General features: G+C 30.8%; 17 protein-coding genes. 7 read left to right on the plus strand and 10 right to left on the minus strand.

From position 1 onward, the window contains the following. Positions 1–70: 70 nt before the first annotated feature. Entirely contained in the window at positions 71–820 is a 750-nt protein-coding gene (gene surE, locus CLAU_RS06570; RefSeq protein WP_013240098.1) for a 5'/3'-nucleotidase SurE, read from the minus strand. Between the two features lie 457 nt (positions 821–1,277). On the opposite strand from surE, the gene CLAU_RS20385 reads away from it, so the two are divergent. Beyond that, positions 1,278–1,445, plus strand: coding sequence for a hypothetical protein (locus tag CLAU_RS20385; RefSeq protein ID WP_158453199.1), 168 nt, complete (start codon positions 1,278–1,280; stop codon positions 1,443–1,445). A gap of 1 nt (position 1,446) precedes the next feature. Here CLAU_RS20385 and CLAU_RS06575 read toward each other — a convergent pair whose 3' ends face one another. Continuing rightward, complete coding sequence (locus CLAU_RS06575; protein ID WP_013240099.1) at positions 1,447–2,382, minus strand: LysR family transcriptional regulator; 936 nt, start codon at positions 2,380–2,382, stop codon at positions 1,447–1,449. Positions 2,383–2,641: 259 nt separating this feature from the next. Here CLAU_RS06575 and CLAU_RS06580 point away from each other — a divergent pair, with 259 nt between their 5' ends. The 4 genes from CLAU_RS06580 (at position 2,642) to CLAU_RS06595 (ending at position 7,219) form a co-directional block, all read left to right on the plus strand. Further along, on the plus strand, positions 2,642–3,661 hold the full coding sequence (locus CLAU_RS06580) for a C-terminal binding protein (protein ID WP_013240100.1): 1,020 nt from the start codon (positions 2,642–2,644) through the stop codon (positions 3,659–3,661). Positions 3,662–3,693: 32 nt separating this feature from the next. After that, entirely contained in the window at positions 3,694–4,371 is a 678-nt protein-coding gene (locus CLAU_RS06585; protein WP_013240101.1) for an RraA family protein, read from the plus strand. 258 nt (positions 4,372–4,629) lie between these two features. Continuing rightward, positions 4,630–5,949, plus strand: coding sequence for an MFS transporter (locus CLAU_RS06590; protein WP_013240102.1), 1,320 nt, complete (start codon positions 4,630–4,632; stop codon positions 5,947–5,949). Positions 5,950–6,082: 133 nt separating this feature from the next. Beyond that, positions 6,083–7,219 (plus strand): metallo-dependent hydrolase, encoded by a 1,137-nt coding sequence (locus CLAU_RS06595; RefSeq protein WP_013240103.1) that lies wholly within the window; start codon positions 6,083–6,085, stop codon positions 7,217–7,219. Positions 7,220–7,263: 44 nt separating this feature from the next. Here CLAU_RS06595 and CLAU_RS06600 read toward each other — a convergent pair whose 3' ends face one another. Further along, positions 7,264–7,536 carry a hypothetical protein gene (locus tag CLAU_RS06600; RefSeq protein WP_013240104.1) on the minus strand — a complete coding sequence of 91 codons (273 nt, stop codon included), beginning with the start codon at positions 7,534–7,536 and terminating at the stop codon, positions 7,264–7,266. 627 nt (positions 7,537–8,163) lie between these two features. On the opposite strand from CLAU_RS06600, the gene CLAU_RS06605 reads away from it, so the two are divergent. After that, positions 8,164–8,496, plus strand: coding sequence for a PadR family transcriptional regulator (locus CLAU_RS06605; RefSeq protein ID WP_013240106.1), 333 nt, complete (start codon positions 8,164–8,166; stop codon positions 8,494–8,496). Positions 8,497–8,499: 3 nt separating this feature from the next. Beyond that, the gene (locus CLAU_RS06610) at positions 8,500–9,249 is read left to right on the plus strand and encodes a DUF2812 domain-containing protein (protein ID WP_013240107.1); all 750 of its coding nucleotides are present in this window, start codon (positions 8,500–8,502) and stop codon (positions 9,247–9,249) included. 70 nt (positions 9,250–9,319) lie between these two features. On the opposite strand, the gene yjfF is transcribed toward CLAU_RS06610, so the two are convergent. From yjfF to CLAU_RS06645, 7 genes are all read right to left on the minus strand, one after another. Beyond that, entirely contained in the window at positions 9,320–10,327 is a 1,008-nt protein-coding gene (yjfF, locus tag CLAU_RS06615; RefSeq protein WP_013240108.1) for a galactofuranose ABC transporter, permease protein YjfF, read from the minus strand. After that, positions 10,324–11,373 (minus strand): ABC transporter permease, encoded by a 1,050-nt coding sequence (locus CLAU_RS06620; protein ID WP_013240109.1) that lies wholly within the window; start codon positions 11,371–11,373, stop codon positions 10,324–10,326. Before CLAU_RS06620 ends, yjfF begins: the two co-directional genes overlap by 4 nt. Further along, on the minus strand, positions 11,366–12,895 hold the full coding sequence (locus CLAU_RS06625) for a sugar ABC transporter ATP-binding protein (protein WP_023162215.1): 1,530 nt from the start codon (positions 12,893–12,895) through the stop codon (positions 11,366–11,368). The genes CLAU_RS06620 and CLAU_RS06625 overlap by 8 nt, the downstream gene beginning before the upstream one ends. Positions 12,896–12,972: 77 nt before the next feature. Then, positions 12,973–13,965, minus strand: a complete 993-nt coding sequence (locus CLAU_RS06630) for an ABC transporter substrate-binding protein (RefSeq protein WP_013240111.1) — start codon at positions 13,963–13,965, stop codon at positions 12,973–12,975. 476 nt (positions 13,966–14,441) lie between these two features. Beyond that, positions 14,442–15,053: a CDP-alcohol phosphatidyltransferase family protein gene (locus CLAU_RS06635; RefSeq protein WP_023162216.1), complete on the minus strand. Its 612-nt coding sequence runs from the start codon at positions 15,051–15,053 to the stop codon at positions 14,442–14,444. A 5-nt stretch (positions 15,054–15,058) separates the two neighbouring features. Further along, the gene (locus tag CLAU_RS06640; RefSeq protein WP_013240113.1) at positions 15,059–15,601 is read right to left on the minus strand and encodes a flavodoxin family protein; all 543 of its coding nucleotides are present in this window, start codon (positions 15,599–15,601) and stop codon (positions 15,059–15,061) included. Between the two features lie 24 nt (positions 15,602–15,625). After that, positions 15,626–16,219 carry a TetR/AcrR family transcriptional regulator gene (locus CLAU_RS06645; protein WP_023162217.1) on the minus strand — a complete coding sequence of 198 codons (594 nt, stop codon included), beginning with the start codon at positions 16,217–16,219 and terminating at the stop codon, positions 15,626–15,628. Positions 16,220–16,414: the final 195 nt, after the last annotated feature.

Below are 16,414 nucleotides of genomic sequence, written 5' to 3' on the forward strand. Positions count from 1 at the left end.
CAACACTATTCTTTAACATATACTAAATTAAACACTTAAATTTTCTGATCTTTCAGATAACTAAGATTTATTAACTAAAAATTTTATCAACCTGTTTAAGCAGTTTAAAATTAGTAAGATCATAGTGAAGTGGTGTTAAAGTAGCATAACCTTGTTTTATAAAATATCCATCTGTGTCAATAACAAGAGATTCACTCATCTTACCTTTTAGTTGAAAAGTCTTTCCCTCATCTTTGGAATCCACCTCTATAAAATAACCAGTATATCCTCTTTCCCCAATTTTACACACTTTAATTCCTTTTTTTATCTTCATAGGCATATTTAAATTAAATACAACATCATCTTTCATGTGTCTATCTTGAAGCTTTTCCAGCACTTCTGAAACACATTTTGCTGCATCCTCATATTCTCCTTCAACTCCATCTTCAACTTCCATAGATGCAGCCAGTGAAGGTATTTTATTAATGGCAGCCTCAATAGCTGCAGAAACCGTACCGGAATACAACACGTCCAATCCAATATTCAATCCATTATTTATTCCAGATAAAACCATATCTATATTTCCATCTACAATTTTATCTATTGCAATCTTTACACAGTCTGCAGGTGTACCAGTGACGCTGTAAGCTTTCGATTTTATTCCTTCAAGCTTCACTTGTTTTACAAATAAAGGATCTCTTACTGTTATGGAATGACTGCTGGCACTTTTTTCAACATCCGGCGCAACAATTATCACTTCATGCTTTTTTTCTAATTCTTTAGCTAATGCATATATTCCCTTTGCATTAACTCCATCGTCGTTAGTCAATAATAATTTCATAAATTAGCCTCCACACTTATAAATTGATCATTTAAAACTATTCTACTACAAATACAGGAAATTAAATGTAGAAATAAATAAAAAATCAACTTATATTTTTATAATTCTCCTTGAATCTATAATTTTAGGATGGGCATTTTTTGCTCAAGATAGATAATATCTTGATTTCTAGCGAGAATGGATTTAAGGTGTTTATAATGAGGTACACATGCCATAGGCAAAGCTATTTCACATGCAGCTTCAAGACGTTCCCCTGAATAACTCTTACTTAATTTCAAAACTGATAATGCAGAGTTATATCCTTGTTCTTTTATGTTACACTCTTAAATATACGTTCAATAACTTCACTTGTGTGGGTAACCTATACTGCTGCCCATTGTTTCAACCGGATATCATTCATTTCTGGTTGATTAAAAGCATCAGCACAATGTGCAGAACGATAGGTATTCCAAGGAGCTTGGTTTATTATAAGAGAAAAATAATACAAATCATAGACAAATACAGGCTGGTTTCAGATTATACTATAAAAGTAGAGAATTTAGTAAATAGAGAATTTGATAACAGAAGTGATTTAGAAATAGTAGTAAGTGATCTTACATATGTTAATGCGGCTGGAAAAAGTTGAGCTAATCATTATTAACATTTGTATATACTTTCTTAATAGACTTTATAAATAACAATGCTGGCTTGCTTAATATTGTTCCTGTTTTATATGCAATTGTGATTTCCCATTGCAAAGGAGGAGTATCTATTTTAAAGAACATGAGATTTTTTACGTTTTCTTCTATTTTAAGTATTGATTCTGGTACAAATGTAACGCCCATATCAGCAGATACAAGATTTACAGCGGTCATTATATTTGATGTTTCTATAGTAGGGATAATGTTAATTCCTAGTTTGTTTAAAAAATTTTGTGAAACTTCACGGAGAAGTTGCCCTTCCTTTAGCATAAAAAATGGTTCATCTTTAAATTGTAGAAAGTCTTTCTGGCTCATAAAATTTATTCTTTTATTCACATCATAGTCTAATTTTTTTAATAGTGGATTATGATAGTTTACAGTAAAAAGGATATGTTCAAATGCAAGATGTTCAAAAATAATGTTATGGTGACTGTTAGGTGACTGTAAAATACAAAAATCTACTTTGTTTTGTTTCAGCAATGAGAACATATATTGATGGGATCCTTCTTGTAATTCAATATCTATTTTAGGGTATTTTTTTTTAAAATTGGGAAATACGATTGGTAGTAAGATAGAGGATCTCCATACTGTAATACCTAATGTCACTCTCCCACTGACTGAATTTTTAACATCTGAAAAATCTTGTTGTAATTTTTTATTTCGTTTAATAACATCTTGAATGTATTGCATGAATAATTCGCCTGCAGGAGTAAGTTTTAATGGGTGAGAAGCTCTTGTAAATAGCTCAGTGCCTGCATTTTCCTCAAGCTTTTTTAAATATTTGCTAAGTGAAGGCTGAGAAACATATAATTTAGATGCAGCCTTTGAAATATTTCCTTCTTTAACAATTGTAAGAAAGTACTCATAATTTTTTAATAGCATATCTTCTCTCCACTCCTCTCCACTCCTCTCTATGTCAAACTGTATACGTTTTTATCTACATAAATTAATAATATACCTTTTTCTCTCTGCATGTCAAACTTTATTCCTTTTTGTCTATACAATTAATATAATAATAGATATTTTACAAAGTTTCTATATGTTAATATAATTTAATTAAGGTTTAGCACTGGATATCATGTGATGGCCATCACCTTTACAATGCATAATCTATATGTAAACATATACAGGAGGTAATATTATGTGGAATGCTGTCATAGTAGATAGAGATTATGGAAGTGTTAGTCTTGAAAATCAAAATTACATTAAGAAACAATATTTTCAAAATGGAATTAATTTAAGATTAGAGCACTATAACACTTCTGAGGAAATTATTAATGGATGTCAAGATGCAGATGTTATCCTGGGTACAGGCAATCCGCCAATTACAAAAGATGTTATAGAAAATCTTCCAAAACTAAAACTAGTTCAACGATTTGGAATTGGTGTAAATTCCATAGATTTGGAGACGGCAACCAAAAAGGGAGTAATAGTACAATTTATGCCAGGATTTTGTATAAAGGAGCTTTCCATTCATGCTGCTGCACTCATTCTTAATTTGATTAGAAATGTAGGATTTTATGATAGAGGTATTCGAAAAGGTGAATGGAGAAAAGCAGCGGGTTATGTACCTAGGAACCTTGAGGAAATGACTGTAGGTATTTTTGGCTTTGGGGCTTCAGGGAGACTTTTGTATCAAATCTTTAAAAAAGGATTTGGGTCGAAGGTAATTGTATGTGATCCATTTATTGATAAGAGTATTCAAAATAGTATGGACGTAACTGTTGTATCATTTGAAGAAATGTTAAAAAATTCTGATATTATTTCAATTCATGCACCATTAACTCCAGAAACACGTCATATTTTTGATTATAAAGCTTTTAAACAAATGAAAAATACTTCAATGATTATCAATGTTTCAAGAGGAGGGCTTATCAATCAGCAGGATTTAGAAAAGGCACTAGCAGATGGAGAAATTCGTTATGCAGGTTTAGATGTTTTTGAAAAAGAACCATTGTCACCAAATAGTCCATTAATTAGTAATGAAAACGTTGCATTAACATGTCATAGTGCGTTTTATGGTGAGAATGCTCAGAAAAATCAAATTAAACTTGCCATTGAACTTGTTGATTGTGTATTGAACAAGAAAAGTGTGAAAAGAAAATATGTAGCTAACAAAGATGTTTTAAATAAGTTTGAAGATTTGAATATCATAAAATAAATATTTTAATAAAATAATAGGAGGACAATAATATGTCAAATATTGGTTGCAAAATAATTAGTGATTTTAAACGTCCAGATAAGTCTTTAGTTGAGGGATTTAGGAATATACCTGTTGCAAATATTGATGATTGTATGAACAGAACAGCAGCTGTACATTACGATATTAAACCAGTCAATAAAGCAAAGTTACTAGGTACTGCATTCACTGTTAAAGTAGCACAAGGCGATAATTTGATGTTTCATAAAGCCATGGATATGGCTCAAGAAGGTGATGTAGTCGTTATAGATGCTGGAGGAGACACTTCACGTGCAATATTTGGTGAATTAATGATCAATTATTGTAAAGTTAGAAAACTTGCAGGTGTTATTGTTGATGGGTGTATTAGAGATTATGATGAAATATCAAAATTGGATTTTCCCGTTTATGCTAAAGGCACTACACCTAACGGACCTTATAAAAATGGCCCTGGAGAGATTAATACCACAATCAGTTTTGGAGGACAAGTTGTACATCCTGGAGATATCATTATCGGGGATGGAGATGGAATCATAATTGTTAAACCAAGTGAAGCTGAAGAACTTGTTAATAAGGCTAAAAAAGTTGTAGTAAAAGAAGAAGGAATTATGGACATTATAATGAAAGAAGGAACATATATTAGGCCTTGGGTTGATTCTAAACTAAAAGAAATTGGTTGTGAATATTTATAAAATTTTAAATTAATTTTAATAATAATATAAAATTAATAGAAAACATTCTTTTTAGAAGAATGTTTTCTATAATACATTTATCTTATCAATGTAAACAATTTCATTAAAAATAAATTCTTTTTTGTAGACTAATTAAAATTTAATTAATAACGTTATTAATTTTGATTTTTGCAAAAGGTAAAGGCTTTAAATATAATAAAACAAATAAATATGTCTTTAAAATTCAGAATTTATAGAAAAAATAGGAGGTAATTTGAATTGAAGAAAGGAAGATATCGTTATTTTATTATTTTCATGGTACTGGCTATTATGACAATAAATTATATAGACAGAGGAGCTCTTTCTTATGGACAAGCAGATATTATTAAAGAATATGGACTAAATGCACAATCATGGGGAGCAGTTATGGGATACTTTGGATATGGTTATGCTGTTGGTGGATTATTTGGCGGCTTCCTAGCAGATAAAAAAGGTCCTAAATTTACTTGGATTGTATTTGGTTCTATTTGGTCTGTTTTTGAGATGTTAACAGCCTTTGCTGGAGATATTGGAATTACAGTATTCGGCGGATCGGCTCTTGCAGGTTTCTTTGTAGTTCGAGTATTATTTGGTCTTGCTGAAGGTCCTTCATTTGTTTCTATGAGCCGTACTATGGCAAACTGGGTTGCACCAAAGGAAAGAACATTTTGTTCCTCTTTAACTCTTATTGGTACTCCACTAGGTTCAGTAATAACGGCTCCTATAGCAGTTACAATTATTTCACTAACTAATTGGAAAGTTATGTTAGTGACAATGGGATTGTTAGGACTTGTTTGGGCTTCAATTTTTAGTAGGGTTTTTACGAGTTTACCAGAAGATAATCCTAGAATATCAAAAGAGGAACTTGCCGAAATAAGATATAATACCGATCTTAAAACTAAAGATAATGTTTCACAAGATAAAATTCACTGGTTTGATTTTTTTAAAAATCCATCATTGATTTGTAATACGGTTGGTTTCTTTGCTTGCAGTTACATCATTTTTTTATTACTAACATGGACACCAAAGTATCTCCAGGATGTATATCATTTTAAATTAACATCTCTATGGTATTTAGGAATGATACCATGGATTGGTCCTATTTTTACTACAGTACTTGGCGGAAAAATTTCAGATTATATTCGAATGAGAACTGGAAATCTTAGATTTGCTAGAAATAGTGTATCGGTTATATCATTACTTCTATCTTCTATATGTTTTTTATTAATTCCTAAAATGGGAAGCGCAATGCAGGTTTTACTTTTAATGGCTTTAGGAAATTCTGCAGCTCTAGCAGCTAACTCCATATATTGGAGTAATCTTATAGACATTGAACCATCAAAAACAGGTACATTTAGTGGAATTATGCATTTTTTAGGACAAACATCTGCATTTATAGCTCCAACTTTAACAGGAACTCTAGTAAAAAATTATGGATATTCAGCAGCGTTTATCATAGCAGGAATTATCTGTGCTGTTGGTATGGTTTGTATGTTCTTTGTAAAATTTAAAAATGTGGAAATTGACAACGGTCAAGTGGAAAAAAATTTTTCTGCATAAATTAAAAAATATGTATAATTTAATTAAGATGAAAACGATTTTCCACATGCAAAGAAGCTTCAATATTGTGTAAAATCCTTATAAAAACAAGATACATTAGTTAAAAATATAATGCATTAGGAGGAAAGCAAATATGAAATATGATTTAATTGTTAGAAATGGTTATTTATTGGATCCGGCTACCGGAAATAAAGGTAAGCATATAGTTGCAGTAAAAGATGATAAAATTGCAGATTATTCTCAAGATGGGCAAGCAATTCAGACTATAAATGCTAAAGGTTGTTATGTTTTTCCAGGCCTTATCGATTTTCATACACATATTTATGAAGGAAGTGATTTTGGGGTTTCACCAGATTTATTATTAGCCAATGGTGTTACAGCAGCTGTTGATGCAGGAAGTACAGGATGTGTCAATTTTGAAATGTTTTATAAAAATTCAATGATGAATAGTAAACTGAAAATAAAGGCATTTTTAAATGTATCATCTATTGGCCAACCGGGCGCAGGGATTGATGAACCTCTTGATCCAAAATTGTTTCAAAAGGATTTGATACGATCTTTAATTAGAAAATATAAAGGTACAATATTAGGCTTAAAGATTCGTTTTAGTAAAAATACTGTGGGAGGTTTAGGTACGAAACCATTGGAAGAGACGTTAAAACTTGCTCAAGAATTAGGGGTACCTGTATGTGTTCATACAACTAATCCGCCAATTGATGCTGCTGAACTGGTAAGCATGCTTAGAAAAGGTGATATATACTGTCATATTTATCATGGAACAGGTTCAACTTTACTAGAAGAAGATGGTACAATAAAACCAGCATTTTTAGATGCTGCAAAAAGAGGAGTAATTTTTGATTGTGCAAACGGAAGGTTCAATTTAGATTATAAGGTAGCCAAACAATCCATTTCAAATAAGTTCTTGCCGGATATAATTAGTACGGATACGACAAAAGTTACTTTAAATGTACCGGCACAAGTTAAGAGCTTACCATTTGTCATGTCAAAATATCTTAGCTTTGGTATGAGCTTAGAAGACGTTTTAAAAACCGTAACTGTTAATCCTGCAAAATTAATGGGTATGGAAGGTAAGATTGGAACACTGAAAAAAGGAGCATATGCAGATATTACTATTTGTAAAATCGTAGATAAAAAAGTTGTATTTAGTGATTCAAAAGGTGCAACACATGAGGGAAACCAACTGATAGTCCCAGTTCTTACAATTGAAAATGGTAGGATTGCATATTGTCAAACGGATTTTAATATTTAACAGTACTTACGCAGCACAAAAATAACATTGAAAAATCAATAGCTTTAACCACTTAACTTATCCCAAATGGTTGTTACTATGGGACTTGTAATATCATTTACCTGTTTACTTTTACAATCTTTTGAGGAATACCCGGTATCGAATGTTGCGTATTCGACCTGTAATCCAAATTTGTGAGCGAAAGTTATCATATCTATTGCCAGTTCAAGCTTGATGTGATAATCTTCGCATTTTTGCTTTGGAATCCACATTCGAAAGCAAACAGTTAATTTAAACCATCCATTTGAGCACAGCAAAACAACTATATGCATTCCCATAGCAACAACCTTTTACATAATACTTTAATGTTTAAGCTATTGATTTTTCTATGATTAAATCATTTTGCATAAGTACTGTTAACTAAATATCATATGCCAAACCGTCCTTCACCTATTAATCTTATAACTTTATATTCATTAATAAAACAGCCTGCTGGATATGTCTTTTTCTTAAAAAACGATATCATGACCATGAACTTTTATATCTTCTATGATGTCTCTGATTTGAATAATGCCGTCTATCGGAATGATGGTTTTGATGTAAACTGTGAGAATACTGGTTATTATACTTCCTGCCTGAATTGGAAAGTGACCCAAACATTCTCAATATACGGCTTAAAAATCCTTCTCTTTTATAATAGTTACTACCTCGATGCTTATCTCCATATCCATTTTTTTCTGATGATCTTGAGAAAAAACTCATTAAAGCACCTCTTTTCAATAATTTTTAATATGATTGAATAATTATCAATTGACAATATAAATCACATATATTTACACATTCATTTTATAATTGCACATATATTATTGCAGCCCACTAATAAGTAATAAATAATTGACACATATATCATTTAATGATATATTATACTAAATGATATGTCATTTAATGATATATAGGAGGTAAAAATGGCTAGAAATAATTCTTTGGAAATGGGTGAACTTACAGACGCATACTATTATATTTTGCTATCTTTAATAAAACCTAAACATGGCTATTTGATTATGAAATCAGTTGAAAAGATGTCAGAAGGCAAGTTTTCAATAGGTCCTGCATCTTTATATACAAGTATAAAAAAACTTCTTGATGCAAAACTCATAAAACTTACAGAGGAATCAGAGCAAAAAAAAGTTTACATTGCTACAGATAAAGGAATTCAATTTCTAAAAAATGAAGTTAAAAGGAAACGTAAGATGGTTCAAATTGCAGAAGAAATATTTAGCAACGAGGAGATGTTATAGTATATGTCCAACACAAAATATGTCATGAGCAAAGGAGTAGCTTTTGGAGAAGAGGAAGAAATGGAAATGCTCTCTGATTATGCAAGCAAAGGCTGGATTTTATATAAATTTAGCTTTATGGGATACAAACTCAAAAAAGCTAAACCTGAAAAATTGCAATATTCTCTAGATTATAGATATAATGCAGATGAAGAATACTTTTCATACTTTGAAGAAGCAGGATGGAATCATGTATGTTCTGCATCAAATTCAATGCATATATTCAGTGCCCCTGAAGACACAAAACCAATTTATACAGACAGCGATACTAAATCAGAAAAATATATAAACCAGTATAAATTAGCTAAAAAAATCGCAATGCCATCACTTTTATGCCTTATTGTATGCTCTATTTTATTTACTATTTTAGCATCACTTGCTAAATATGATTATATACCTCATATATATATAAAAATTGGATGTATTATTTTAATACCTACATTAATAATAACATTAATAATAACTATTATAACAGGACTACCTTGTATATCTTATTACACTACATTAAATAGAATTAAGGATGGTTATCCAACTCATGTAAAGCATAAAGCATTAAAAAAATTATTAGATACATTAGCAGCAATTTCACCTATATTAATAATATCTCTGTTCCTTTTAAGTATATTTAACATTATAATTATAAGCAAAGCAGCGTTTTTGTTAATTTGTCTAATTGCTTTCATAACTTGTCTATTAAGTATGTTCATAAAATAAGCTAAATAAAAGGTGACCAATTATGAATTGAACACCTTTTATTTTATCCTAACTTTAAATATAAAACTCATCAGCTTATAACAACCTTTTTCTTTTCTTCTCTAATAACAATAATTCTCTGCAGTGCAATAAATATAAATAACAACATTCCTACTGCAATCTTTGTCCACCAAGAATTAAGATTTCCCTGAAACATTATAAGGCTTTGAATTATACCCATAGTTAAAACACCGAATACAGGTCCTATAGGATATCCTGATCCCCCTGTTAGTAATATTCCTCCTATTACACAAGCTGCAATGGCATCCATCTCCGTTCCCAAACAATGTAAGCCATAACCAGATAGTGTATATAAAGTAAATAACAGCCCAGCTAAAGAAGAGCAAAAACCAGATACAGTATAAACAAGAATTTTAACTTTTCCAGTATTTAGGCCCATAAGCATAGCTGAATTTTCATTTCCACCAATTGCATATACGGTTCTACCAAACCTTGTATACTTTAATACAAATATAGCAACTGCAGCTACTATCAAACTAACAATTACATTAATGGATATAGCTACACCTGGACCAATGGGTATTCTAAAACCTGAAATAGCAGTAAATACCGGATTTTTAATACTTATAGTATCTATACTTATAACATAACTTGATCCTCGTGCAAAGAACATACCTGCTAATGTTACAATCCATGGGTGAAGATCAAATTTCTCTACTAATATCCCCTGAACTGTTCCAAATACAATTCCTACAATTAAGACAAAAATCATAACCAAAAATGGATTAACTCCATTTTGCAATAGGCTTGCAGTAATCATACTTATAAAAGCTATCATAGAACCTACAGAAAGATCTATTCCACCTGTAATAATAACAAAAGTCTGGCCAATAGCTAAAACTATTAAATAAGCATTATCTATAAAAAGGTTTGCTAATACTTGTCCTGAAAAAAATCCACTAAACATAACAGATCCAATTAAAAATAATACTATAAACAAACCAATTGTAGCGTAAATCGAAATAAATGATGAATTCAATTTTAAAATTTTCTTCTTATTAGTTAACCCTTTTATCATACACGAGCCACCTCTTTTTTAGGTTTACTTTTAGTTGTATTATTTTTTGATTTCTTTCTTACTAGCATTTTTCTAAATGCCTCAGATTGTATAATACAAACTATTATAACTACTATAGCTTTAACTACAAGAGTAATTTCTGGAGCCACTCCCATACTATAAATGGTTGTTGTTAATGCTTGTATAAATATTGCTCCTACTACTGTTCCTCCTAAATAAAATCTACCACCTGCCATGGAAGTTCCTCCAATAACAGTAGCTAATATAGCATCTAATTCCATCCACAATCCTACATTGTTTGCATCTGCACTCTTTATGTTAGAGCATAAAATAATGCCTGCAATACCTGCTAGAATACCCGATATAATATACAGTGAAAAAATAACTTTTCGTGCCCTTATGCCACAGTATTTGCTGGCACTGCTATTTACTCCTATAGATTCAACAAATAAACCCAATGCTGTTTTTCTAATAAGTAAATAAATTGCAAAAACAATTACAGCAGCAATAATTATTGCCACAGGTAAGAAAATATATCCTGTTCCTATAAAAATAAATGACTTATTAGTAAATGTTAGTATTTGACCGCCTGTAATAAGTTGGGCTATACCTCTTCCAACTATGTATAAAATAAGCGTAGCAACCATAGGTTGAATTTCAATATAAGCTACCAAGAAACCGTTCCATATTCCACAAAGTACACCTACTATTGCTCCTGATAATACTGCCGCTGGAACAGAACCACCTCCAACTATAACTGTTGCCGAAACCGAAGCACTTATAGCAATTATAGATCCAACAGAAATATCTATTCCCTGGGTGGCAATAACTATTGTCATACCTAACGATATTAATATAAGTGGCGCTGAATGATTAAGTATATCTATTACATTTCCAAATAAGTGTCCATCCCTAATTGTTATATTAAGGAAACCTGGTCTTACTAAAAAATTTAATAAAAGCAGCGCAATTAATGCTGCTACCGGCCAAAATATCTGCATATGATAAAATTTCATAAATATATTGGAAGTTTTAGTATTATGCACTAATATTGCCTCCTTCCGCAATAGTCCTAAGTATATTAGATTCTTGTACCTCTTCTCCCGCTAACTCCCCTATAATTTTTCTATCTCTAAGTACGAGCACCCTATCGCAGCAACTTTCTATTTCTGAAAGTTCGGAAGATATAAATATAATTGACATGCCTTTTTTTGCTAGTTTTATAATTAATTTTTTTATTTCATCCTTGGCACCTACGTCAATACCTCTTGTAGGCTCGTCCAAGATTAAAATCTGAGGGTCTGTAGCAAGCCATCTTGCCAGTATAACCTTTTGTTGATTTCCACCACTCAAATTGTCAATTCTCTGTTCTATACTAGGAGTTTTAATATTTAGGAGTTTAACATACTTTTCAGCAATTTCCTGCTGCTTTTTCATTGGAATGTATTTAAATATTCCTTTAATGGATTGAAGAGCCAAAATTATATTTTCTCTTATAGTTAGTTCTCCAACTATACCAGCTGCTTTTCTGTCTTCGGGACAAAGTCCTAAACCTTCCTGAATAGCTTTTTGAGGATAAATATATGAATATTCCTTACCATCAATGATCAATGTTCCATGATCTGATTTATCTATACCAAACAACAATTTAGCACATTCAGTTCTTCCAGAACCTAAAAGTCCTGCTAGTCCAAGTACTTCGCCCTTTTTTATATTCATACTAAAAGAATCTATAGTTCCTTTTCTGCCAAATTGTTTAGTTTCTATCAAATTTTTATCTCCCTTACTGTAATAATCACGAGATAACTGCTTATTTTCTTTTACCATTTCTTCGTACTTTTTTCCTATCATCTTCGAGATTAGATCCATTTGAGGTAAATCTTTTACAGCATAAGTTCCAACCAATTCTCCATTTCTAAGTATTGTTATCCTATCTGAAATTTCATAAACCTGATCTATGAAGTGAGTTACAAACACAATTGACATGCCTTCGGATTTTAACTTTCTCATAATACTAAATAACTGTTTAACTTCATTACTATCCAAACTAGACGTTGGTTCATCAAGAATCAATATTCCACTTGATATATCTACAGCTCTTGCTATAGCCACCATTTGCTGAATTGCAACAGAATAGCTAGATAATAATTTTTTTACATCTATTTTCAAATTTAATCTTTCTTCCAATAATTTTGATGCATTTTCATTCATGGTATTCCAATCAATAAATCCTCTTTTCATTGGTTCCCTTCCAATATAAATATTCTCAGCTACAGTAATGTTTGGACATAAATTGACTTCTTGATAAACAGTGCTTATCCCATTTTCCTGAGCATCATGGGTTGATTTAATAATAATTTTTTTTCCATTTAAAGTTATGATTCCTTCATCTATTTCGTAGACCCCTGTAAGCACTTTAATTAGAGTTGACTTTCCAGCCCCATTTTCCCCCATAAGAGCATGTATCTCACCTTTTTTAAGTTGAAAATCTACATTTGAAAGAGCTTTAACCCCGGGAAAAGATTTGCATATGCCTTCCATGTTAAGAACAATATCGCTTTCATCCATTAAATTCACCCCCATTTATCAAAATTTCATAATGTATGAATGTGGAATATCCAATTCATACATTATGATTTACAATTCTAATATTTTCTGTTAGGTAATTCTTTTTTAGCTTGATCTTGAGTAAATACACCCTCTTTAGTGTGTACAATTTTATCTTTAAGTTTGCCACTTAGTACTTGTTTTGAAGTTTCTAGCAATTGAGGTCCTAAAAGAGGATTACACTCAACTATACCATTTGATTTTCCATCAGCCATTAACTTGAACATATCTTTAATACCATCAACAGAAACTATAAAAATATCTTTTCCTGGTTTTTTACCATATTCCTCTATAGCTTGTATAGCTCCAACTGCCATATCATCATTGTGAGACCACAAAACATTAATTTTATTTCCATCAGATTTCAAAAATGCTTCCATAACTTCCTTACCTTTTGCACGAGTAAAATCACCTGTTTGTGATTTTATGATTTTATAGTTTGGACAATCTTTTATAGTTTCATTGAAACCTTTTTGACGTCCTATCATAGCTGTTGATCCAACAGTACCTTGAAGCTCTGCTATGTTAAGCTTTGCATCTTTTCCAAATTTATCAATTACAATTTTAGCTGCTCTCTTACCTTCTTCTTCCATATCTGATCCAAGAAAAGCTGTAACAAGAGAATTATCTGCTACTTTTACATTTCTATCTACTATAACAACTGGTATCTTGGCATTTTTTGCCTCTCTCAATACTGTATCCCAACCAGTTTCTACTACAGGGTCCAATGCGATTATATCAACCTTTTCAGCTATAAAGGATCTTATTGCCTTTATTTGATTCTCCTGTTTTTGCTGGCCATCAGAAAATTTTAGTTCAAAATTTGGATCTAATTTAGGAATTTCCTTAATGGAAGTAGTTTCTGCTGTTCTCCAACCACTTTCAGCTCCAACCTGTGCAAAACCAATTACCTTTTTCTTACTTGATGAATTTGAGGAGCTTGTCTGCTGACTTGCGCCGCCGCATCCTGCAAATATACCAATTGTTAAAACTGCTGTTGCTGCTAAAGCAGCAATCTTTTTAAATTTCATATTTCTTTCCCCCCATTATATTTATTTTTATTTCAGAAAATCCAGGATATATAAAAACATCCAAACCATATATGTAAAGATTTGATTTTTTATATAATTAGGACTATTTCTTTGTATATTTCTCCTGCATTTTTGAAATCAACCAATTAATGTTTTGAAAGCGATTTCTTAAATATAATAATAATATTTATTGGTACAAATGTCAATTACTTTCATATATTATTATTTATTACCTTAATTCAATATTATGCTAATACAATTATTTCAATAAAATACATATATTTTTATTGAAACAAAAAATGTTTAAAAAATAGTTACATAAGTGATATTTATTGGTATAAATACTGGATCATTTCACCCCTACTGGTGCTAATTTGTCCTATTCAAAATATACAATTGGATTTGGTTGGGTATTAATTATCCACAAGAGTTGTAAAAGATGATATGATAAGAGAAGACAACCCGCCATGCATGGGTTAAATTATAGAACCATCATGCTTCACGGCTTGTCTTCTCTTAATTTGAATACATAAGATTATTCTTTGAAATAAGGATATTAAAGCAATGATTGTGCTTATATATGTTAAAAACAGGACGGGAAAAATACATCTACCTTTTAAATATTCATTCATGGAAAGTACAATAAAAGGCATTATATAAAATGAAATAGCAGCTGCTCTTCCCATAAAATCAAATACAAAAGTTTTATTCTTCTCTGACTTATACTTATTCATGATTTTAGAAGTTACAAAGAAATCAATAATCTTTGCTATTATTACAATTAAAAACCACCAGGCAATAAGTTTGTATTTTATCAGTATTCCTGTAGCACACAATATAAACAAAAAGTCTGCTAAAACATCAAGAAAACTTCCAAAACTTGAAACTGATTTAAAATACCTGGCGATTCTTCCATCTATAAAGTCAGTTACACATATTGCAAAAAAAATCATTACTAGATAAGTAAATAACTCATCATTTCCATCTAAAGCAAGCTTTCTGTTTAAAAATAAAGTAAATATTCCTGTTAAAACTACCCTTAACAAAGTAATGAAGTTAGGAACTGCATACCTTAAATATTTTTTCATTATCTCTACTCTCCAGTTAAATTCTTTATTGCATCTGCTGCCTTAGTTGTTTGTCCTTTTAAAAGTTTTATACCTTCAACTTTGTCTGCTCCCTTTGCTAATTGTACTAAGGGATCTATTTCTTTTGTTACCTTATTATCGCCACCAGTTGAAAATATCATCACTCTTTTATTTGAAAAATCTTTAATTGCCTTCATATAGGATTCCAGCACCGTTGAATACTTTCCGACATAAATAGGAGTTCCAAAAACAAGTACGTCGTATTTAGAAATGTCATAGTTTAATTCTTGAGATGGGTAATTAATTGTAACTTCATAGCCTGATTTTTGCAAAGTTTCTGCTATACTACTTGCCATAGTTGATGTTAACTTAGTTCTTGATGGCTGATAAATAACCAGTGCTTTTTTACTACTGCTGCTTAAAAGTAATTTTCTCTCATCACTCTTATGAACTATTGAATTAGCATTTACTACCCACTTAAAAAATAGAATGGTTCCCACTATAATAACAACTAACAAAATTAATACAACCTGCAGTACTCTTTTCATTGTAATCCCTCCATTTAACATAATTTATCTGATGACCAATTCTTGAAACAGCTGCTTGAGATTTGACAAAATTTTAGCTTTAGTGTCTTCTTTACTAACCATAAGTCTCCGCTTGTTAATCCACAGGGAAATTTCGCCGTGTAAGTAAGCAAAAAATACATCACTTACAAAGCTTGCCCTTTCTTCTAACAACTTGCCCCTAGCTGCTTCTAAAATATTTTTATCAAATTCTTTTCTTGCACTTGCCACTATGTTCATTACTTCACTGGGAGGCTCTCCATCTATGGATTCCATCCGAAGAAGTTTGTACAATCCAATATGATCTAATGAAAAATCAATAAAATTAGATAGGAGCACATAATAATCTTTTTCTGGATCATCTTTAAAAGTTAAATTATCTCTTGAATAATTTATCATCTTGATCAATACTTGTCCCAAGGCTTCCCAAAGTATTTCGCTTAAACTGCCAAAATAGTTATATAAATTTGTATGAGAACATCCTACCTTTTTAGCTATATCTCTCAATGTAACATTTTTAATTCCTTCATTTTCATCTACTAACTGCAAAGTTTTTTCTAAAATAATCTCTTTAGTTATTTGACTTTTATCAGTCTTCATTCTAATTCACCGTCCTTATTACCAATGGTAATTACCATTGGTAATATAATAGCATCATAAAATTTGTATGTCAACATTTTTTCATTCTATTACCTCTAACTCTAAAGTATGAATTAACGAAAATCCAAAAATTATTACATAACATAAGCAATAATCTTTCCCTTATGGATAATCTTAATATATAAATTATCCATA

The sequence above is a fragment of the Clostridium autoethanogenum DSM 10061 genome (genome assembly GCF_001484725.1).
GTDB lineage: Bacteria > Bacillota > Clostridia > Clostridiales > Clostridiaceae > Clostridium_B > Clostridium_B ljungdahlii.